Annotated in this window: 18 protein-coding genes and 1 pseudogene; 6 read left to right on the top strand and 13 right to left on the bottom strand. The window is 65.5% G+C overall.

Annotation, left to right across the window (positions count from 1 at the left end):
• Positions 1–161: 161 nt before the first annotated feature.
• The 3 genes from V3314_RS15625 to V3314_RS15615 all read right to left on the bottom strand — a co-directional run bounded on the left by V3314_RS15625 (position 162) and on the right by V3314_RS15615 (position 3,161).
• Positions 162–1,580 (bottom strand): TIGR00366 family protein, encoded by a 1,419-nt coding sequence (locus tag V3314_RS15625; protein ID WP_046614253.1) that lies wholly within the window; start codon positions 1,578–1,580, stop codon positions 162–164.
• Positions 1,581–1,770: 190 nt separating this feature from the next.
• The gene (locus V3314_RS15620) at positions 1,771–2,427 is read right to left on the bottom strand and encodes a CoA transferase subunit B (RefSeq protein ID WP_025339254.1); all 657 of its coding nucleotides are present in this window, start codon (positions 2,425–2,427) and stop codon (positions 1,771–1,773) included.
• A gap of 35 nt (positions 2,428–2,462) precedes the next feature.
• Positions 2,463–3,161, bottom strand: coding sequence for a CoA transferase subunit A (locus V3314_RS15615; RefSeq protein WP_015270421.1), 699 nt, complete (start codon positions 3,159–3,161; stop codon positions 2,463–2,465).
• 140 nt (positions 3,162–3,301) lie between these two features.
• Between V3314_RS15615 and V3314_RS15610 the strand changes: the two genes are divergently transcribed.
• Both V3314_RS15610 and V3314_RS15605 read left to right on the top strand, forming a co-directional pair.
• Positions 3,302–4,207, top strand: a complete 906-nt coding sequence (locus tag V3314_RS15610) for a LysR family transcriptional regulator (protein WP_338459232.1) — start codon at positions 3,302–3,304, stop codon at positions 4,205–4,207.
• Positions 4,195–5,016, top strand: coding sequence for an aldo/keto reductase (locus V3314_RS15605; protein ID WP_338459231.1), 822 nt, complete (start codon positions 4,195–4,197; stop codon positions 5,014–5,016). Before V3314_RS15610 ends, V3314_RS15605 begins: the two co-directional genes overlap by 13 nt.
• 158 nt (positions 5,017–5,174) lie before the next feature.
• Here the strand turns inward: V3314_RS15605 and V3314_RS15600 are convergent, their stop codons facing one another.
• The 5 genes from V3314_RS15600 to V3314_RS15580 form a co-directional block, all read right to left on the bottom strand.
• A complete protein-coding gene (locus tag V3314_RS15600) occupies positions 5,175–8,255 on the bottom strand; it encodes an error-prone DNA polymerase (protein WP_046614256.1) in 3,081 nt (1,026 codons plus the stop codon).
• Entirely contained in the window at positions 8,252–9,670 is a 1,419-nt protein-coding gene (locus V3314_RS15595; RefSeq protein ID WP_046614257.1) for a DNA polymerase Y family protein, read from the bottom strand. Before V3314_RS15595 ends, V3314_RS15600 begins: the two co-directional genes overlap by 4 nt.
• A gap of 6 nt (positions 9,671–9,676) precedes the next feature.
• Positions 9,677–10,297 carry a translesion DNA synthesis-associated protein ImuA gene (gene imuA, locus V3314_RS15590; RefSeq protein ID WP_025339259.1) on the bottom strand — a complete coding sequence of 207 codons (621 nt, stop codon included), beginning with the start codon at positions 10,295–10,297 and terminating at the stop codon, positions 9,677–9,679.
• On the bottom strand, positions 10,297–10,914 hold the full coding sequence (gene lexA / locus V3314_RS15585; protein ID WP_177421299.1) for a transcriptional repressor LexA: 618 nt from the start codon (positions 10,912–10,914) through the stop codon (positions 10,297–10,299). The genes imuA and lexA overlap by 1 nt, the downstream gene beginning before the upstream one ends.
• Positions 10,915–11,043: 129 nt before the next feature.
• On the bottom strand, positions 11,044–11,958 hold the full coding sequence (locus V3314_RS15580) for a LysR family transcriptional regulator (protein WP_338459230.1): 915 nt from the start codon (positions 11,956–11,958) through the stop codon (positions 11,044–11,046).
• Positions 11,959–12,099: 141 nt separating this feature from the next.
• Here V3314_RS15580 and V3314_RS15575 point away from each other — a divergent pair, with 141 nt between their 5' ends.
• Together V3314_RS15575 and V3314_RS15570 are read left to right on the top strand one after the other, a co-directional pair.
• Positions 12,100–12,495, top strand: a complete 396-nt coding sequence (locus V3314_RS15575; RefSeq protein ID WP_135002736.1) for a RidA family protein — start codon at positions 12,100–12,102, stop codon at positions 12,493–12,495.
• 213 nt (positions 12,496–12,708) lie between these two features.
• Entirely contained in the window at positions 12,709–12,954 is a 246-nt protein-coding gene (locus V3314_RS15570; protein ID WP_052970511.1) for a DUF2790 domain-containing protein, read from the top strand.
• Between the two features lie 19 nt (positions 12,955–12,973).
• Here V3314_RS15570 and V3314_RS15565 read toward each other — a convergent pair.
• Positions 12,974–13,125 (bottom strand): annotated as a pseudogene (locus V3314_RS15565) (LysR family transcriptional regulator); the annotation flags it as partial.
• Positions 13,126–13,178: 53 nt separating this feature from the next.
• On the opposite strand from V3314_RS15565, the gene V3314_RS15560 reads away from it, so the two are divergent.
• Positions 13,179–13,835, top strand: a complete 657-nt coding sequence (locus tag V3314_RS15560) for an HAD family phosphatase (RefSeq protein ID WP_046614261.1) — start codon at positions 13,179–13,181, stop codon at positions 13,833–13,835.
• Positions 13,836–13,926: 91 nt separating this feature from the next.
• On the top strand, positions 13,927–14,838 hold the full coding sequence (locus tag V3314_RS15555) for a LysR family transcriptional regulator (protein ID WP_338459228.1): 912 nt from the start codon (positions 13,927–13,929) through the stop codon (positions 14,836–14,838).
• Positions 14,839–14,985: 147 nt separating this feature from the next.
• Here V3314_RS15555 and V3314_RS15550 read toward each other — a convergent pair whose 3' ends face one another.
• From V3314_RS15550 to V3314_RS15535, 4 genes are all read right to left on the bottom strand, one after another.
• Entirely contained in the window at positions 14,986–15,759 is a 774-nt protein-coding gene (locus V3314_RS15550) for a helix-turn-helix domain-containing protein (protein WP_338459227.1), read from the bottom strand.
• A gap of 65 nt (positions 15,760–15,824) precedes the next feature.
• On the bottom strand, positions 15,825–17,279 hold the full coding sequence (locus V3314_RS15545; protein WP_161797618.1) for an amidase: 1,455 nt from the start codon (positions 17,277–17,279) through the stop codon (positions 15,825–15,827).
• Entirely contained in the window at positions 17,279–18,589 is a 1,311-nt protein-coding gene (locus tag V3314_RS15540) for a citrate-proton symporter (protein WP_015270478.1), read from the bottom strand. Before V3314_RS15540 ends, V3314_RS15545 begins: the two co-directional genes overlap by 1 nt.
• Positions 18,590–18,670: 81 nt before the next feature.
• The gene (locus V3314_RS15535; RefSeq protein ID WP_338459226.1) at positions 18,671–19,846 is read right to left on the bottom strand and encodes a M20 aminoacylase family protein; all 1,176 of its coding nucleotides are present in this window, start codon (positions 19,844–19,846) and stop codon (positions 18,671–18,673) included.
• Positions 19,847–19,945: the final 99 nt, after the last annotated feature.

Here is a 19,945-nt window from a genome sequence, read left to right as displayed (position 1 = left end):
CAGCCTGGTAATGATACGTGGACCGCCAGGGAAATGCTGGGGCTGCTTGCAGCCCATCGCCGGCAAGCCAGGCTCCCACAGGTACTGCGCATGGCTTGGGGCCAATGCAGCCAATGTGGGAGCCTGGCTTGCCAGCGATGGGCCGCGCAGCGGCTCCGACTTTACGGCATCACCGGCGGCAGGTACTGCAACGTCGTGCCCAATGCCCACAGCAACACCAGCACCAGCGGCACGTGCACCAGCAACTGCACGAACGAAAAGCCGATCAGGTCACGTGCCTTGAGCCCCAGCACCCCCAGTAGCGGCAGCATGTAGAACGGGTTGATCAGGTTTGGCAAGGCTTCGGCGGCGTTGTAGATCTGCACTGCCCAGCCCAGGTGGTACTGCAGGTCATTGGCCACCAGCATCACGTACGGCGCCTCGATGATCCACTTGCCACCGCCCGAAGGGATGAAGAAGCCCAGCACCGCCGAATACACGCCCATCAAAACGGCATAGGTGTCATGTGTGGCGATCTGGGTGAAGAACATCGAAATGTGGTGGGCCAGGGTCTGCTCGTCGACGCCCTTCACCTGGGTGAGGATGGCCGCGATCGAACCATACAGCGGGAACTGGATCAGCACCCCGGTGGTGGTCGGAACCGCACGCGCCACCGCATCGAGGAAGCTGCGCGGGCGCCAGTGCAGCAAGGCACCGAGCATGATGAACAACAGGTTGTAGGTGTTCAGCCCGGAAATGGCGGTAATCGCCGGCTTGGTGGCGAACTCCTGGTACAGCCAGCCGGCGGCCAGGGCCACCAGCAGCAGGATCAGAATGGGGCTGTGTTCCAGCCATTCGCCCGGGCGGGTGCGCTGGGGTGCCGGTGGCGCGGTGAAGCTTGGGTCGACTCCGCAGTCCTGGGCGCTGCGCGCACTGTTCGGGCCCGGGGCCGTGGCGTAGGCGATGACCAGCGAGACCACCACCAACGCCGCCAGCATCACGCCGGACTGCCAGAGGAAGATGGTTTCGGTGAACGGGATCACCCCGGTAATCGACAGGATCGACGGTGGCAGGCTGGCCGGGTTGGCCTGCAGTTGCGCCGCCGACGAAGACAGGCCCAGCGCCCACACCGCGCCCAGGCCCAGGTAGGCGGCTGCACCGGCGGCGCGGTAGTCCATCTTCAGCTCGGTGCGGCGGGCCAGGGCGCGCACCAGCAGGCCGCCGAACACCAGCGACAGGCCCCAGTTGAGCAGCGATGCCAGCATCGAGATCAGCGCCACCCAGCACACTGCCGAACGGCCATTGCCGGGGATGCGCGCCAGGCGGTCGATCAGCCGCGCCGCGGGCGGTGAGCTTGCTACCACATAGCCGCCGATGACCACGAAGGCCATCTGCATGGTGAACGGGATCAGGCTCCAGAAGCCATCGCCAAAGGCCTTGGCGGTATCGGTCGGCTTGGCGCCCATGGCCAGGGCGCCGATGCACACCAGCAGCACCGCCAGGGCGGCAAACACCCAGGAATCGGGGAACCAGCGTTCGGCCCAGTTGGAGCAGCGCAAGGCAAAGCGCGCGGAACGGCTGTCTTGGATTTCAGCGGCCACAGTTCAATTCCTTTTATTGGTTTTATCGGATACATCAGCAAACGCAAAACCCCTGTAGGAGCGACCTTGTGTCGCGAAAGGGCCGCAACGCGACCCCTCGATCTCGGCATCGATGCCAAAATCGCGGGGCTGCCTTGCAACCCTTTCGCGACACAAGGCCGCTCCTACAGGGGCGGTGTGCGGCGATAGATTAGAAGGTCATTTCCTTCACATCATCCGGCACGATCAGCTTGCCGGCGGTTTTCTCGATGATTTCTTCAACGCTCACCCCTGGCGCAGTCTCGCGCAGGATGAAGGCGCCGTCTTCGATTTCCAGGTAGGCCAGGTCGGTCAGCACCTTGCGGATGCAGCCAGCGCCGGTCAACGGCAGGCTGCACTGCGGCAGCAGTTTGGACTCGCCGTCCTTGGAGGCGTGAGTCATGGTGACGATGATGTTCTCGGCACCGGCCACCAGGTCCATGGCGCCGCCCATGCCCTTCACCAGCTTGCCCGGGATCATCCACGAGGCGATATTGCCTTGCACATCCACTTCGAAAGCGCCGAGCACGGTCAGGTCGACATGGCCGCCACGGATCATGGCGAACGACTGCGCAGAATCGAAGATCGAGGCACCGCGGCGGGCGGTGACGGTCTGCTTGCCGGCGTTGATCATGTCGGCATCGATGGTGCCTTCAGTGGGGAATTCGCCCATGCCGAGCAGGCCGTTTTCCGATTGCAACATCACATCCATGTCGGCGGGTACGTAGTTGGCCACCAGGGTCGGAATGCCGATGCCCAGGTTGACGTAGTAGCCGTCCTTCAGTTCACGGGCGACGCGTTGCGCCATCTGTTCGCGGGTCAGTGCCATGGTCAGGATCTCTTTGTTGTTCTGGTGGATGGCGCTCAGGCCTTGACGGTGCGCTTTTCGATACGCTTTTCGAAGGTGCCGACGATGACGCGGTCCACATAGATGCCCGGGGTGTGGATCTCGCTGGGCAACAGCACGCCAGGTTCGACAATCTCTTCCACTTCGACCACGGTGATCTTGCCGGCAGTGGCTGCCAGCGGGTTGAAGTTTTGCGCGGTGTTGCGGTACACCACGTTGCCGTAGTGGTCGGCCTTCCAGCCCTTGACGATGGCGAAGTCGCCGGTGATGGATTCTTCGAGGATGTACTTGCGGCCGTTGAACTCGCGCACTTCCTTGCCGTCGGCAACCGGGGTGCCGTAGCCGGTGGCCGTGTAGAAGGCCGGGATGCCGGCGCCACCGGCGCGCATCTTCTCGGCGAGGGTGCCTTGCGGGGTCAGTTCCACTTCCAGCTCGCCGCTCAGCAGCTGGCGTTCGAACTCGGCGTTCTCGCCCACGTAGGAAGCGACCATCTTGCGGATCTGCCGGTCCTCCAGCAGCACGCCCAGGCCAAAGCCATCGACACCGCAGTTGTTGGAAACCACCGTCAGGCCCTTGACGCCACGGCGCTTGATTTCGCTGATAAGGTTTTCCGGGATGCCGCACAGGCCGAAACCACCAGCCAGTACCGTCATGTTGTCGGTCAGGCCTTCGAGGGCCTGTTCATAGGTTGCAACGCGCTTGTCCAGTCCGGCCATGCTGATCCGCCTTTTGTAGTTGTTGAACCGACGAGGCTGTCGGTGAGCGTGTGAGGACATCTTCACCGCAAGCGACTGATTTGTTAATTTTGTTTTCATCATCGATTGATAACTTTTGCAAAACAACCTAAAGGCCTGTCATGAACGTCAAGCAACTGCGCGCTTTTGTCGCTGTGGCCAAGTACCAGAGCTTCGCTCAGGCCGGTGAACACCTGCATGTCTCGCAACCGGCCCTCAGCCTGACCATCAAGGCCCTGGAAGAAAACCTTGGCGGCGCCCTGCTGAGCCGCACCACACGCAGCGTCAGCCTGACTGCCGAGGGCGAGGTGCTGCTGCCGCTGGCACGGCGCCTGCTGGCCGACTGGGACGACACCGAAGAAATGCTGCGCCAGCGTTTCACCCTGCAACTGGGCCGGGTTTCGGTGGCGGCCATGCCGGCCTTTGCTGGCAACCTGCTGCCCTACTCGCTGAAGGTATTTCGCCAGCGTTACCCGAAGGTCAACGTCACGGTGCACGATGTGATCAACGAACAGGTGCAGGAACTGGTGCGCCATCGTCGCGTCGAACTGGGCATCGGCTTCGAACCGGACAACATCGATGGCCTGGATTTCCACCCGTTGTACATGGACCGCTTCGTCGCCGTGGTGCCCGCCGATTCGCCCTTGGCGCAGCTGCCTCAGGTCAGCTGGGCACAGTTGCTGGCCGAAGACTTCGTTGCCCTGCAACGCCCTTCGGCGGTGCGTCTGCTGATGGAACAGAACGTGGCCGCCCAGCACGGCAAACTGGCGGTGGCTTTCGAAAGCCACCAGCTGTCGACCATCGGCCGCATGGTTGCCAGTGGCCTGGGTGTCAGTGCCGTGCCGGCACTGTGCATCAACCAGATGCAGGAGCTTGGCGCCCGCTGCGTGACCCTGGTCGAGCCCACGGTCGAGCGCCGCATCGGCGTGATTGCCCTCAGCGAACACAAGCTTTCCACGGCGGCGCAAGCGCTGCTTGAGGTACTGCTTACCAATACCCGCATACCGGAGGTGACATGCGTTACGTGAAACTGGCAGGTTCGAGCGTTCCGGCCATCGGCCAGGGTACCTGGTACATGGGTGAAGATCCGGCCCGCAAGGCGGCCGAGGTGGCGGCTCTGCAACAGGGTATCGAACTTGGCCTGAGCGTGATCGATACCGCCGAGATGTATGCCGAAGGTGGCGCGGAAGAAGTGGTCGGCCAGGCCATTGCCGGGCGCCGCGACCAGGTGTTCCTGGTCAGCAAGGTGTACCCGCACAATGCCAGCCGGCTCGGTATGGCGGCGGCCTGCGAACGCAGCCTCACGCGCCTGGGCACCGACTGCATCGACCTGTATCTGTTGCACTGGCGTGGCCAGCACCCGCTGGAGGAAACCGTCGAGGCCTTCGAGCGCTTGCGCGAGCAAGGCAAGATCAAGCGCTGGGGTGTTTCCAATTTCGACGTCGACGACCTGCGCGAGCTGCACAACCCCGATTGCGCCACCAACCAGGTGCTGTACAACCCGGCCCAGCGTGGCATCGAGTTCGACCTGCTGCCGTGGTGCGAAAAGCGCGCCCTGCCGACCATGGCCTACTGCCCGCTGGCCCAGGCCGGGCGCCTGCTGCAGCACCCGGTGCTGGCGCAAATCGCCGAGCGCCATGGCGCCACGGCGGCTCAGGTCAGCCTGGCCTGGGTGACCCGGGATGACGGGTTGATAGCCATCCCCAAGGCCGTGGCGCCCGAGCATGTGCGGCTGAATGCGGCTGCGGGTTCGTTGACACTGACCAGCGAAGACCTGCGGGCGATCGACCGGGCGTTCCCGGCACCGACACGCAAGCAACGGTTGGCGATGGTGTAACAGAACTGAATTCGCAAGCGATCCTGGTACCCTGTGGGAGCGGCTTTAGCCGCGAAGAATACAACGCGGTGCATGGCACCGGCTGCGCCGGTGTTCGCGGCTAAAGCCGCTACCACAGGGGCCGCGCAGAAATCAGGATTTGCGCCATGTGTCGGGGATCAATGGAAGTCCCGGCTGCGTACGTCCAGCCCTTGCAACAACTGGCTCACATCCTCCAGCCGCCGCGCGATCAGGTGGCGCACGCCATTCTCCTGCTCCAGCCGCCCGCTGACCTTGAGCAACTGCGACCCCACCAGTGCCCGCCGCTGCCGTTCGGCAAGCTCCCGCCACACCACCACATTGACCATGCCATGCTCGTCCTCCAGGGTGACGAAGGTCACGCCGCTGGCGGTCTGTGGCCGCTGGCGGCCCACCACCAGCCCGGCCACGGCAATGTTGTCACCATGCCCGACACCTTGCAGCTCGCGCGAACTGCGACAGCCCAGCGCCCGCAGGCGTGAGCGCAACAAGGTCAAGGGATGCGGCCCAAGCGTGGTACCCAGGGTCTGGTAATCGGCCATCAGGTCCTCTGCCACGCTGGGAACGGGCAGTTCGACGGTGCTTTCCGGCAAGGCTTCGATATCGGCGAACAAAGGCAGTTGCGGCTGCACCGCCGCCACCTGCCAGCGCGCCTGGTGCCGGTCGCTGGCCAAGGCGCGCAGCGCGCCGGCATCGGCCAACCGGGCCCGGGCCCGCGAATCGAGCCCGGCACGCAGGCACAGGTCTTCGACATCGCGCCATGGCCGCTGCGCCCTCGCCTGCTCCAGGCGCCTGGCGTCGGCCTCGGCAAAGCCCCGTACCAGGCGCAAGCCCATGCGAATGGCCAGCACTTCTCCAGGCTCAGGCTCGAGGGTGCAGTCCCAGTCACTGTGGCACACATCCACCGGCCTGACCTCGATACCCTGGCGCCGGGCCTCTTGCAGCAACTGGTCGGGGCTGTAGAAGCCCATGGGCCAGCTGTTGACCAGCGCGCAGGTGAAAATCGCCGGTTCATGGCACTTGAGCCAGCTGCTGGCATAGCACAACAAGGCAAAGCTGGCCGCGTGCGATTCCGGAAAGCCATAGCTGCCAAAGCCTTTGATCTGCTCGAAGATGCGCTCGGCAAACGCCAGGTCGTAACCATTGCGCAACATGCCCTGCACCAGCCGCTCGCGGTGCGGCTCCAGGCCGCCGTGGCGCTTCCAGGCGGCCATGCTGCGGCGCAACTGGTCGGCCTCGCCCGGGGTATAGTCGGCCGCGACCATCGCCAGTTCCATCACCTGCTCCTGAAACAGCGGCACACCCAGGGTGCGCTCGAACACTTCCTTCAGTTGCGGCGAAGGGTACGTCACCGGCTCCTGCTTCAGCCGTCGGCGCAGGTAAGGGTGGACCATGTCGCCCTGGATCGGCCCGGGGCGGACGATGGCCACCTCGATGACCAGGTCGTAGAACTTTGCGGGCTGCAGCCGCGGCAACATGGCCATCTGCGCGCGTGACTCGATCTGGAACACGCCCATGGTCTCGGCACGGCTGATCATCGCGTAGGTGGCCGGGTCTTCGCCGGGGATGGTCGCCAGGGTCAGGTGCCGGCCACGGTGGCGTTGCAGCAGGTCGAAGCAACGGCGCAAGGCGCTGAGCATGCCCAGCGCCAGCACGTCGACCTTGAGCAGGCCGACCATGTCCAGGTCGTCCTTGTCCCACTGGATCACCGTGCGCTCCGGCATCGCGGCATTCTCCACCGGCACCAGCTCGTCCAGGGGTTGCTGCGAGATGACGAAGCCGCCCGGGTGCTGTGACAGGTGCCGGGGGAAGCCGATCAGTTCGCCGGCCAGTACCAGCACCCGGCGCAGCGAAGGGCTGCCCGCCTCGAAACCAGCCTCGGCCAGGCGCTGGTCATCGGGTATGCGATCGCTCCAGCGGCCGCAGCATTTGGCCAGGGCGTCCACCTGGTCGGCCGGCAGCCCCAGCACCCGCGCCACATCCCGTACCGCACCGGCAGCATGGTAGGTGTTGACCACCGCAGTGAGCGCCGCCCGGTGCCGGCCATAGCGACGAAATACATACTGGATCACTTCCTCGCGCCGGTCGTGCTCGAAGTCCACGTCGATGTCCGGCGGCTCGTTGCGCTCGCGCGACAGGAAGCGCTCGAACAACAGGTGGTGTTGCATGGGGTCGAGCTCGGTGATGCCCAGCACGAAGCACACCACCGAGTTGGCAGCCGAGCCCCGCCCCTGGCACAGAATGCGCTGGCTGCGAGCGAAGGCGACGATGTCGTGCACAGTCAGGAAGTAGCTTTCGTAGCCCAGCTCCTCGATCAGCGCCAGCTCCTTGGCCAGCACATCCCGCACCTTGCGGCTCGGCCCGTTTGGCCAGCGCGACGGCAAACCCTGCTGGCACAATTCGCGCAACCAGCTCGCCGGGCTATGCCCCTGGGGCACCAGTTCGCGTGGGTACTGGTATTTCAATTCGCTCAGTTCGAACTGGCAGCGCGCAGCGATGGCCAGGGTCTCGGCCAGCAGGTCGGCGGGATAGAGTTCGCCCAGTTGCGCCTGGCTGCGCAGGTGCCGCTCGCCATTGGCAAACAGGAAGCGCCCGGCCTCGGCCACCAGGCAATGCTGGCGAATGGCGGTCATGCAATCCTGCAAGGCGCGACGACCGCGCACGTGCATGTGCACGTCGCCACAGGCCACGGCGCGGATGCCGACCCTGGCCGCCAGGCCGCGCAAGCGTTCAAGGCGCAAGGTATCGTCACTGCCGCGGTGCAGGTGCACGGCCAGCCACAGGCGCTCACCGAACACGCCGTGCAGCCACTGCCCGGAGGTGGCATCGCCGCTGTCATCGGCTACCCACAATGCCAGCAGGCCCTGATGGTGCTGCTGCAGGTCATCGCCAAACAGTTGGTACTCGCCCTTCTGCGCCCGCCGCCGGGCCCGGGTTATCAGCGCGCACAGGTTCTGGTAGCCGGCCAGGTCCTGCACCAGCAGCACCAGCCTGGGGCCGTCCTGCAACTGCACTTCACTGCCCACGATCAGCTGCAGCTGGTGTTCCTTGGCTGCCTGCCAGGCACGGACGATGCCGGCCAGGGTGCATTCGTCGGTGATCGCCAGCGCCTGGTAGCCCTGTTCACGCGCGCGCCGGAACAGCTCGTCGGCGCTCGACGCGCCGCGCTGGAAGCTGAAGTTGGACAGGCAGTGCAGCTCTGCATACCCCGGGGTGTTCATGCGAACCAGCCATGCAGCCACAACGGGCCGGCCTTGCCCAGGTCGCGGTAGGCCCAGCCGCGCAGGCCGTCACGGGTTTCGATGCGGTAATAGTCGCGGCGCACATCGCCGCCATCCCACCAGCCCGATTCGATGCGCTCGGCATGGCCTTGCAGGCGATAGCCGCTTTCGTCCAGCGCCATGGGAGCCGACAGCAGCCAGCCAGGACGGCTGCCAGGGACGACCGGCATGTTGCCCTGGGCACCCTGCTCTACCGCTTGCCAGGCACATTCAGGGCGATGATCGGCTGCCGCGCTCAGGCCCTTGACCGCCTCATCGCCCAAGCGGGCACGCAGCCTTTCGCGCAATTGTTCCCAAGGTTGCGCCTGTTGCGCACGCGGGTCGAACAATGCCTGGCGTTGCGGCACGAAGGGTGGCAGGTCCTCGGCAACCAGCCGCAGGTTGCGCACCGGTGCGGGAATGCGCAGCGGTTCCAGGCGGCCGCGCGCCAGTTCGAACAGCATCGCGGCATCGCGTTCGGCGGCCAGCAGGCCTACCTTCAGCAAGGTATCCGGCCCTTCGACGTGCTCCAGGTGCAGGCAGAAACGCTGCACGCCACAGTCACGCCCGGCGAGGAACGCGGCAAGGTCGTTGAGCATGCGCCGCAGCGGGAACAGCAGGGCCTGGTGCGATTCGACGTCGAAATTCAGCTCCAGCCGGGTCTCGAAACGGTCCGGCGGCTGGTAGAAGCCCAGCCCCAGGTTGCGCAGGCCGAGCAACTGGTCAAGGTGCAGTTGCACCTGGGCCGGAAAGCGCCTGGCCAGGCTGTCGCGGGGCAAGGCCAGCACCTGGCTCAACTGGCGCAGGCCCATGCGGGCAAAGGCCTCGGCAGCCTGGGCTGGCAGGCCGATACGCTCGATGGGCATGCCCAGCAGCGCCGCACGGGTGGCATCGGCGTCACTCACGGCCAGGCCATCGTGAGCGTTGGCGAGCATGCGCGCCGCCACCGGGTTGCTGGCCAGGACGATACGTTGGCGCAAGCCCAGTTCCGCCAGTTCCTGGCGCAGGCGTGCCTCGAACAGCGGCCAGGGGCCGAACAGCTGCAGGCTGGAGCCCACCTCCAGCAACAGCGCCCGTGGGTAGTGCAGGCTGACCTGGGCACTGAAGCGGTAGGCCCAGGCTGCCAGCAACTGCTGCACCTGGTCGATGCGCCTGGGGTCGGCTTCGACGCAGCTGAAGCCATCGGCCAGCGCACGCGCCGCCGTCAGGGTTTGCCCGGCCCGCAGGCCGAGCGCGGCCGCCGCCGTGTTGACCGCCTGCAGCACGCGTCGCTGGGTCGGCCCGCCAAGCAGCACCAGGGGCGTATCGGGGTCGTCACGCTCACGCAGGACCGTGTCCAGCGCCAGCTGAGGGAACAGGATGCAGGCCCAGAGCATGTTGCATCAGCCCCGCCCCGGGCAGGCGATGGGCAGCGCCGGAGGCATGCCGCCACGGCTTTTCAGCACGCGCCATTGTGCCGGACGGGTGTCGACGGCAATGCGCAGCGCTGCGGGTGAAGGGTTGTGGGCCGCCTGTTGCGGCCGGCAGGCGAAGGCCAGCGCCTGCCCGGTTTCGGCAGCCACCTGCAAGCGCCGCAGGGCGCGATCATCGGCTCGTTCCGGCCAGCACAGCACCGCCGCGCAACTGCCAGAGCGCAGGCACTGCTCGGCGGCCCACAGGGCATCGGCAGGTGCGGCGTCCACCTGTACCAGCCAGCGCAGGTCCACCCCCGCGGCCTGCCAGGCCGGGGCGTAAGGAATGAATGGCGGAGCCACCAGCACGATTCGGCTGGCCTCAGCGCTCAAGCGGGCCAGGGTTGGCCACAGCAGCTGCAATTCGCCACAGCCGGGGCTGGCCAGCAACAGCTCGCTGAGCGCAGCCGCGGGCCAACCGCCTTCCGGCAGGCATTGGTCAAGGGCGGCATGGCCCGTGGGCTGCAGGCCGAGCGGCCGCGCCTGGGCCTGCCGACCGCGCCATACCCGGCGCTGGTCGAGCAACCTGTCGAGGTCGACCACCGCGCCCATCAGTCACGCCTCAGCAAGCCGCAGAACACGCCTTCGATGAAGAACTCCTGTTCAGGCCGCACATCGATGGGCGCATAGGCCGGGTTGCGTGGCAACAGCCGGTAATTGCCACCCTGGCGCTGCAGGCGCTTGATGGTCACCTCGCCGTCCAGGCGCGCGACCACGATCTGGCCATCGCGGGCATCGGCCTGCTGGAGGATGCCAACCAGGTCACCGTCGAAAATGCCGTCGTCGATCATCGAGTCGCCGCGCACCTTCAGCAGGTAGTCGGGGGTACGGCGGAACAGGCTGGGGTCGAGCAGCAACTGCTCGTGAATGTCGAGGTCCGGGCCAATGGGGGCGCCTGCCGCCACCTGGCCCAGCACCGGCACTTCGAGGATTTCCGGGCGGCGCAGCGGTTCGGCCAGGCGTATGCCCCGCGCCTGGTTTGGCGTGACGTCGATGTAGCCGGCCTGACACAGGGCGGTGATGTGCTTGCGCGCGACACTGCGCGAGGCGAAACCGAAGCGCGTGGCGATATCGGCCAGGCTAGGCGGCTGGCCTTGATCGGCAATGCGTTCACGGATGAACTCGAAGATGGCGCGGCGTTTTGGGGTTAGATTGTCCATGGAGCACATTTGTACTCTTTTCGGGGCGCGCTGAACAGCCCCCTTCGTCGACGGCTTGACGGCTGCGTTCAATGGCTGGGCTGATACTCCAGGGAAAAGGCTGATGCTTTTGGATGGCGAAATGGGTTTACCCCTGTTTCACCCAGCCACAGGCGCATGCTCGGCCATCAACTCGATCATCCAGTCGATAAATACCCGCACCTTGGCGCTGACATGGCGATTCGGCGGGAATGCCAGGTACATCGGCATTGGCGTCATCTGCCAGTCTTCGAACAACGGCAGCAGCTCGCCGCTGGCCAGGTGCGGTCTGGCCATGTACTGCGGGAGCCAGATTATCCCCAGGCCAGCCAAGCCGGCGGCAAGGTACGCATTGCCGTCGTCGACCATCAGCTGCGAGCGGCCGTGGGCTTCCATGCGCTCCTCGCCCCGCTGCATCGCGTAGGGCAAGGCTTTGCCTGTACGAAACCAGAGGAAGCCGACGGTGTTGTGTCGGCCCTCCTCCAGCTCACGGGGGTGCACCGGCGTACCGAAGCGCTGCAAATAGCTGGGCGCGGCATAGGTGCCGAGTTTCAAATCGCCCACATGCCTTGCCACCAGGGATTGATCGGTGATCTCGCCGCCACGCACCACGCAGTCGACGTTTTCACCAATGATGTCGACGATACGATCGCTCACGCCCACAGTCAGCTGAATTTCTGGATAGCGTGCAAAGAACCCTGGCAAGGCGGGTATCAGCAGCATTCGCGCCAGTGGGCTGGGTACATCGACTCGCAGCCGCCCGCGTGGTGTCATCGACGCGCTGGACAAACTGGTCTCGGCGTCGTCCATGTCGACCAGCAGCCGGACGACGCGTTCGTAGTAGGCCGCACCGTCGGCGGTGACATTGACCTTGCGTGTGGTGCGGTTGAGCAGGCGCACACGCAGCCTCGCTTCCAGTTGCTGAACGAGCTGCGTCACGGTGGTCTTGCTCATGTGCAGCGTGGCTGCCGCCTTGGTGAAACTGCCGGTTTCCACCACGCGGACAAATGCCTGCATTGCATCGAAACGGTCCATTCCACGTCTCACTCGCGCCTGGATTGTTTGGATTATACAAACAGTCATGGCCAGCGCTGCCCGTTTATTCAGGCCGGCGGCCTTTCTTATAGTGGCTTCACCCTAATCACCGGGCCGCCAGCGCCCCGAACGAGGTACGCAATGTCCAGCAAACGTGATGTCGTCTTCCCGCCTGATCGCCATGCTTTGTATGAGCTCCACCGTTACTCGCCAGCGATTCGTTCCAACGGTTTTCTGTTCGTTTCCGGCCAGGTAGGTAGCCGCAAGGACGGCTCGGCCGAGCCGGACCTCGCGGCGCAGGTTCGCATGGCCTTCGCCAACCTCAACGCGATCCTGGCCGAAGCCGGCAGTAGTTTCGAGGATGTGGTTGACACGACCATCTTCATGGTCGACCCGGACTCGAAATTCGAGACCATCTGGGAGGTGGCGGCCGAGTATTGGGGTGAGGCTCCCTACCCGACGGTGACCGCTATCGGCGTGACCTGGCTGTCGGGCTTCGACTTCGAGATCAAGGTGATCGCGAAACTACCGCAATGATGCTGAAGGCTATATGGCTGGTCCGGGAACCTGACTGCGGAAGACGGTGTGCGGGAAGCCCTCGCGGCGATCCGCACCATCGTTCAGGCGATGCAGCGCTCCAATAGACCGGATAGTGGAAATATATTTTGCGCACTAAATATCATTGCGCAATATTAAACCCAGGCAGCAAGCAGTCGCTGATCCCACTACCCAAGCTAACGGAGCATGACCATGAACATCATCAAAGCAATCACTCTCGCCACCCTGACCTTCGGCAGCAGCGTCGGCGCCTTCGCCCAGACAGCCTCTGCGTACCAGTACGGCATGAACCTGGACATCGCCCAGGTGATCGCTGTGGAGGCTTCGAGCCACACCACCGGCAACGCCGAGATCGCCACCCTCACCTACCGTGACAGCGACGGCAAGGTACAGAAGATCAGCTACCTGCGCCCAGCCACCTACGCCAACCAGAACTGATGACCAAACTTCGAAAGCCGGAGCGTGCCAACGGCCGGTTACTCGGTTGCCTTTCCAGCTTTGGCAGTTGCTGACTCGATGCGCAGGCGCCAACCTCGAGTTCGAGCACAGCTCTGCCAAGGCTGCCGTACTCCAGTACACTCAGAAGTCGCGAAGTTCACGTAACTCCAAAGGCAAAGAATCTCCCTTCTGGCCCGCCCACGATTTCTGGACCTGAATACCCAATGCTGACTGCCCTGCTGTTCGACCTCGACGGAACCCTCACCGACACTGACACCCTGCACCTGCAGGCCTTTCGCCAACTGCTGCGCGAGCATGACGGCCGCGAGCTGAGCCAGGCGCAGTTCGATGCCCAGGTCAGCGGCCGCGCCAACGGCGAGCTGTTCGCCGAGCTGTTTGCCGGTGCCAGTGCCGAACAATGCCAGGTGCTGGCCGACCGCAAGGAGGCGCTGTTCCGCGACATGTCGCCGTCGCTCGAGCCGATGCCGGGCCTTGTGCGCCTGCTGGAGCATGCCCGGGCTCGTGACATCGGCATGTGCGTGGTGACCAACGCACCGCGGCTGAACGCCGAGCACATGTTGAACGCCATGGGCCTGGGCCAGCGCTTCGAGCATGTGCTGGTGGCCGAGGAACTGGCACGGCCCAAGCCGGACCCGTTGCCCTACCTGACCGGCTTGCAGCGGCTGGGTGCCGAAGCCGACCAGGCACTGGCCTTCGAGGATTCGCTGCCGGGGGTGGCGGCAGCGAGTGGCGCGGGGATCTTTACCGTGGGCGTGGCCACTACCCAGACGCCGGAGCGGTTGCTGGCGGCGGGGGCTGGGTTGGTGATCGATGATTTCAACGACCCGGCGTTGTGGGCGTTGATCGAGCGTCGGGCTTGAGGTATCTGGTGGGTTTGAGATCGAGGCGCCGCGCGGGCGGCGCTCGATCTCAAACCCACCATAACCCCCAAGCCGCACACCCCAGGCCCCCATGCTGATCGACGAAGAACTGACCCTCAAGAAGCTGGAAACCTTCCTCGCCTTCATGCGCACCGGCAACCTCGGCCGCGCTGCCGCGGAGCTGGCCACAAGTGCCGTCAGCGTGCACCGCGCCATCCACTCGCTGGAAAGCGCACTGCGCTGCCCGCTGTTCAAGCATGAAGGCCGCCAGCTGATCCCGCTGGAAAGCGCCTACGTGCTTGAGAAAAAGGCCCGGCAGCTGATCCAGGACGCCGAGCAGATGGTCCGCCAGACCCGCGAGGCCGCCGGCTTCTACGCCGAGCGCTTCCGCCTGGGTGCGCTCTACTCGCTGACGGTGAAAACCGTGCCCAAGCTGGTCATGGGCCTCAAGCTGCGCCGCAGCGAACTCAACATCGACCTGACCCTTGGCTCCAACGTCGACCTGCTGCAACGCCTGAAGAATCACGAGTTGGAGGCCATCCTCGTGTCGCTCGACGAAAGCGTCAGCGACCCGGCCTGCGAGCAGTTGCCGCTGTTCTCCGACGACATCTTCCTCGCCGTGCCCATCGATTCGCCCTTCGCCGAGCAGGCCGAAGTGGACCTGGCCGACCTGGCCGGCTCCACCTTCATCACCCTGACGCAGGGCTTTGCCACCCACCGCGATGGCACCCGGGTGTTCCAGCAGGCCGGCTTCGAACCCAAGGTGGCCATGCAGGTGAACGATATCTTCACCCTGCTGAGCATGGTCAGCTCTGGCGTGGGCTTTGCCCTGCTGCCCGGGCGGATCGCGGCGGTGTACGAAAACCGGGTCAGGTTGATTGCCCTGAAGCCGCAATATCGCTTGCAGCAGCATATCGGCGTGGTGTTCCTCAAGGCGCGGGAGCGTGAGCCGAACCTGCTGGCGCTGCTGGCGGAGTGCCGGATGTACAGCCTGGAGCGCTGAGGGGCCTCGGACACAGCTGCTTTTTGTTGATTGCTGCACTGGCCTCTTCGCGGGTGAACCCGCTCCCACAGGTACCGAGCAGGCCTCGGGCAATGCACATTCCCTGTGGGAGCGGGTTTACCCGCGAAGAAGCCGGTACAGGCTGACTCAAACCACCAAGGCCCGCTGCACCTCCCACACCGTTGTCGCCAGGCTGTTCAGGTGCAGGTTCAACACCCGTTCCACCGGCGCCTGGTCCAGCGGCCAGTGCAAGGCAATGCTCCCGGCCAGGCGCCCTTCGGCATGCACCGGCAGGGCTATCGCGCGGATCAGGAACGGCAAGCGCACCGGGTACTCCCAGTGCCCTTCGGTGCGCTGGCCGAACCCTTTGTTCGCTTCCTCCTCGATATCGCGCAGCACCGTCTCGTCGCCCACCCGCTCATGGGCCGCCAGGCGCTGCACTTCATCGACCGCCAACTCACCCAGGCATGCCCGCCCCATCGCCGAATGGAACAGGCTGGCATGATGGCCGACGATCTGGCAGGTGTGCGGGTAGCGCTTGCGCAATACCTGGGGGATGGCGCTTTCCATCACCTCCAGCCGCTCGCCGTCGAAACACGACAGGTCGGCCACCAGCCCGGTGCGCTCGCTCAACTCCAGCAACATGGGCGCTGCGTGCTCCACCAGACGCCGTTTGAAACGCAGCTGGCGGTCGCCGAACAGGCGCCGCGCACACAGCCGGTAACGCCGGTCGCTGAGGCCGCGGTAGACCCAGCCCTGCTCCTGCAAGGTGGCGAGCATGCGCGACACCGTGGCCTTGGGTAGCGCGGTCAGGTAATGCAGTTCTTCCAGGCCCAGCGCCTGGTGTTCGCCCAGCAGGTCGACGATGGCCAGCGCCCGCTCCACCGAACGCACGCCGCCACTGTCTGCCGTGATACCCATGAGTGTGACCTCCCTGTAGCTGGATGGTCAGGATAGCCAGCAAGATCCGCGCCTGCCCAGCAGTTTCATGGCGTTTGCAGGCTCCGGGGCGGGCGCCGCGCTACCCAACGGGTGAGCTGTTCATGGGCATGGGCCAGCTGCAACACCGCATGGTCGGCCTGGGCCGGGCCGATGATCTGCAGACCCATCGGCAACCCGGCAGCGTTGAAACCGACCGGTACGCTGATGCTCGGCAAGCCGGCCAGGGTCGGCCCTATCACCACTTCCATCCAGCGGTGATAGGTGTCCATTGTCCGCCCCCCGACAACCGTTGGCCAAGGTTGCCGTGCATCGAAAGGGAACACCTGGGCCGATGGCAACAGCAGGTAATCGTAACGCTCGAACAGCTTGCCCAGCGCGCGGTACCAGTCGCTGCGGGCCACCGAAGCCTGGTACACCGCCGTCGCGCTCAGTTGCAGGCCACCCTCCACCTCCCACTGCGCCTCGGGCTTGAGCAGCGCGCGTTTGCCAGGGTCGGCATAGGCCGCACCAAGGTTGCCGTGCACCAGGAAGTGGCGATGGGTCAGCCAGCATTGCCACAAGCGCGCCAGGTCGAACGCCGGCTGGCAGGCCTCGACCCGGCAGCCCAGTTCGACGAAGTCCGCCAGGGCCGCTTCGCACAGGCTCAGCACCCCGTCATCCATCGCCAGGTAACCGTCGTAGTCGCCCAGCCAGCCAACCCGCACGCCGCGGAAATCGCGCTGCAACCCGGCGGCAAAATCGCGCCGGCCCTCACTCAGCGACAACGGCGCCCGCGCATCGAAGCCCGCCTGGGTCGACAGCAGCCGCGCCACATCCACGACGCTGCGGCCCATCGGCCCCTCGGTGGCCAGCTGCTGCACGAACAGTTCCGGCGCCGGCCCGTGGGGAACACGGCCCTGCGACGGGCGCAGGCCATACACGTTGTTGAATGCCGCCGGGTTGCGCAGCGAGCCCATCATGTCGCTGCCATCGGCGACCGGCAGCAGGCGCATGGCCAGCGCCGCCGCCGCCCCGCCGCTGCTGCCTCCGGCCACCTTGTCCGGGTCGTAGGCGTTGGTGGTGGTGCCGAACAGGGTGTTGTAGGTCTGCGAACCAAGGCCGAATTCGGGCACATTGCTCTTGCCCACGATCAGCGCCCCACTGGCCCGTACCCGCGCCACGCTGATTGCATCCTGATCGGGCACCTGCTCGGCGAACAGCGGCGAGCCCAGGGTGGTGCGCAGCCCGGCAGTGGCGGCCAGGTCCTTGATCGCCTGGGGCATGCCATGCATCCAGCCGCGCGAATGACCACGGGCCAACTCGCGGTCACGCTCATCGGCCTCGGCCAGCAGTGCCTCGGCCGGGCGCAGCGACACCAGCGCATTGACCTGCGGGTTGAAGCGTTCGATATGCGCCAGATAAGCCTGCATCACCTCCCGGCACGACATCTGGCGGGCATGGATGGCCCGGGACAATGCCTCGGCATCGAGGGCAACGATGGGGTCGATGGCTAGCGGCATCACGGTTTCACTCCAAGGTTGAAAGCAGCAGGCTTGCCCGCGCGTGGGGCTTCTTTCAGGCAATAGGTGCCCAGCAGTGTCAGCAGGCAGGCGAACAGCACATAGAACGATGGCGCCACCGGGGTACCGAGTACCTTGCTCAGCCAGGTGACGATCAACGGGGCGAAGCCGCCGAATACCATCACCGCCACGTTATAGGCCACCGACACACCGGTAGAACGCACCTCGACCGGGAACTGCTCGGCCAGGGCCGTGGGCGCCGGCCCGAAGAAGCCACCGATGGCGGTGCACAGCAGCAGCTGCATCACCAGCAGGCGCTCCAGCGACGGCGCGGCAGCCACCCACACATACAACGGGTAGACCATGACGAAGAACGCCAGGGTGAAGGCCATCAGCACCGGGCGCCGCCCCAGCCGGTCAGACAACGCCCCGGACAGCGGGATCACCACGGTCATCAGCCCAACGGCAAGCATCTGCACCAGCAGCACCTGGTCCAGCGGCAGGCCGAGGTTCTTGTGGGCGAAGGTCGGCATGTTCACCAGCACCACGTAGAACGACACCGTCGCGCCACAGGCCAGGCCCATCGATACCAACAGGCTGCGCCGATGCTCACGCAGCACCTGCCACAGGCTGGGCGACTGGCCCTTGGCCTGGCGGCGCGCCTCGATGAATTCCTCGGGCTCTTCCATGTGCTTGCGAATCCACAGCCCCACCGGGCCGATCAGCAGGCCGAGCACGAACGGGATACGCCAGCCCCAGCTGTCCAGCGCCGCAGGCGTGCACAAGTGGGTGACCAGGGCCACCATCGCCGCCCCGGAGAACACCGCCAGGCACTGCCCCACCAGCTGCCACGAGCCATACAGGCCCTTGCGGTGGGCCGGCGCGCTCTCCACCAGGAAGGCCGTGGCGCTGGCGTACTCGCCGCCGGTGGCAAAACCTTGCAGCATGCGCGCCACCACGATCAGCATCGGCGCGGCCATGCCGATGGCCAGGTAGTCGGGGGCAAAGGCGATCATGGCAATGGACACGGTCATCAGCCGGATGATCATCTGCATCGCTGCCTTGCGGCCCTTGCGGTCGGAATACATGCCCAGCAGCACGCCGCCCACCGGGCGCATGAAAAAGCCGACGCCGAAGGTGGCCAGGGCCATCAGCAGCGAGGCGTATTCGTCGTCGGAGGGGAAGAACTGCCGGGCGATGATGCTGGCCAGAAAGCCGTACACGATAAAGTCATACCACTCCAGGGCGTTGCCGATGACGGCGGCGACCACTTGCCGGGTACGCGACACGCCGGTGCTCGAAGTCTGCATAGGAAACACTCCCCACAATGATTGGGTGATCGCCCAGGCGCGGTCGCGCCCGGGTTCCAGCGGCAGTCGTCAACAGGAAGGTCAGGCGGGCGCGAGCCAGCGCTCTGCCAGCGCGCCCCAGTAGGCGGCGCCGGTCAGCAGGATGTCGTCATTGAAGTCGTAGGCCGGGTTGTGCACCATCGGCCGCGATACGCCATTGCCGATGAACAGGTAGGCGCCCGGGCAGCGTTGCAGCATCCAGGCGAAGTCTTCGCTGCCCATCAGCTTGCGGGTGTTGCCATCCACTGCCTCGGCACCGAGCAGCTCCACCCCCACCTGCCGGGCGAAGGCGTTTTCCGCGGCATGGTTGACCAACACCGGGTAGGCCGGGCGATGTTCGATGGTGGCGCGGCAGCCAAAGCTCTCGGCCTGGCTGACGATAATGGCCCGCACCCGCTCCAGGGTCTGCGCCCGTACCTCGGCGTTAAGCGCGCGCAGGCTCAGGCGCAGCAGCGCCTGCTGCGGGATCACGTTGGCCGCTTCGCCGGACTGCAAGGCGCCGACGGTAACCACGGCCGCCTCCTGCGCATCGATATTGCGCGCCACCACGGTTTGCAGGGCCATCACCACACTGGCCGCCGCCACCAGCGGGTCGACGGTCAGGTGCGGCATCGAGCCATGGCCGCCAACCCCGTCGAGGGTCACCGTGAGCAGGTCTTGCGAGGCCATCATCGGCCCCTCGCGAAAGCCCAGGTGCCCGGCCGGCAGCCCGGGCATGTTGTGCATGCCGAACAGTGCATCGCAAGGGAAGCGCTCCAGCAGGCCGTCAGCCAGCATCGCCTCGGCGCCACCCTGGCCCTCCTCGGCCGGCTGGAAGATCAACGTCAGCGTGCCGTGGAACTGCCGGGTCGCCGCCAGGTAGCGCGCGGCGCCAAGCAGCATGGTGGTATGCCCGTCATGGCCGCAGGCGTGCATGCAGCCCTGGTGCTGGCTGCTGTACGCGGCGCCGGTAGCCTCGTGGATGGGCAGCGCGTCCATGTCGGCGCGCAGGCCCAGGCGGCGTGGGCTGCTGCCATTGCGCAGTACGCCGACCACGCCGGTCTTGCCGATACCGGTGTGCACTTCATAGCCCCATTCTTCGAGCAGTTGGGCAACCAGCGCCGAAGTGCGGCTTTCTTCGAACCCCAGTTCCGGGTGAGCGTGGATATCGTGACGGATTGCGTGCAGGTCGCTGGCCACATCGTTCAGCCAGGCCAGGATATGCTGATGTCGGGACATGTAGAGTCTCCTCGCGCGGGTGGATTCCCGTTCTTGTTGTTCGCCTTGAGGTCACGACGGGTGAGGCAGGTCGTGCTTGGCTGACAGATAAGCGCGAGG

The sequence above is a fragment of the Pseudomonas sp. TE3-3-F2023 genome, from assembly GCF_036784815.1.
GTDB classification, from domain to species: Bacteria; Pseudomonadota; Gammaproteobacteria; order Pseudomonadales; family Pseudomonadaceae; genus Aquipseudomonas; species Aquipseudomonas pudica.
This window is presented reverse-complemented; position numbering and strand designations above follow the sequence as displayed.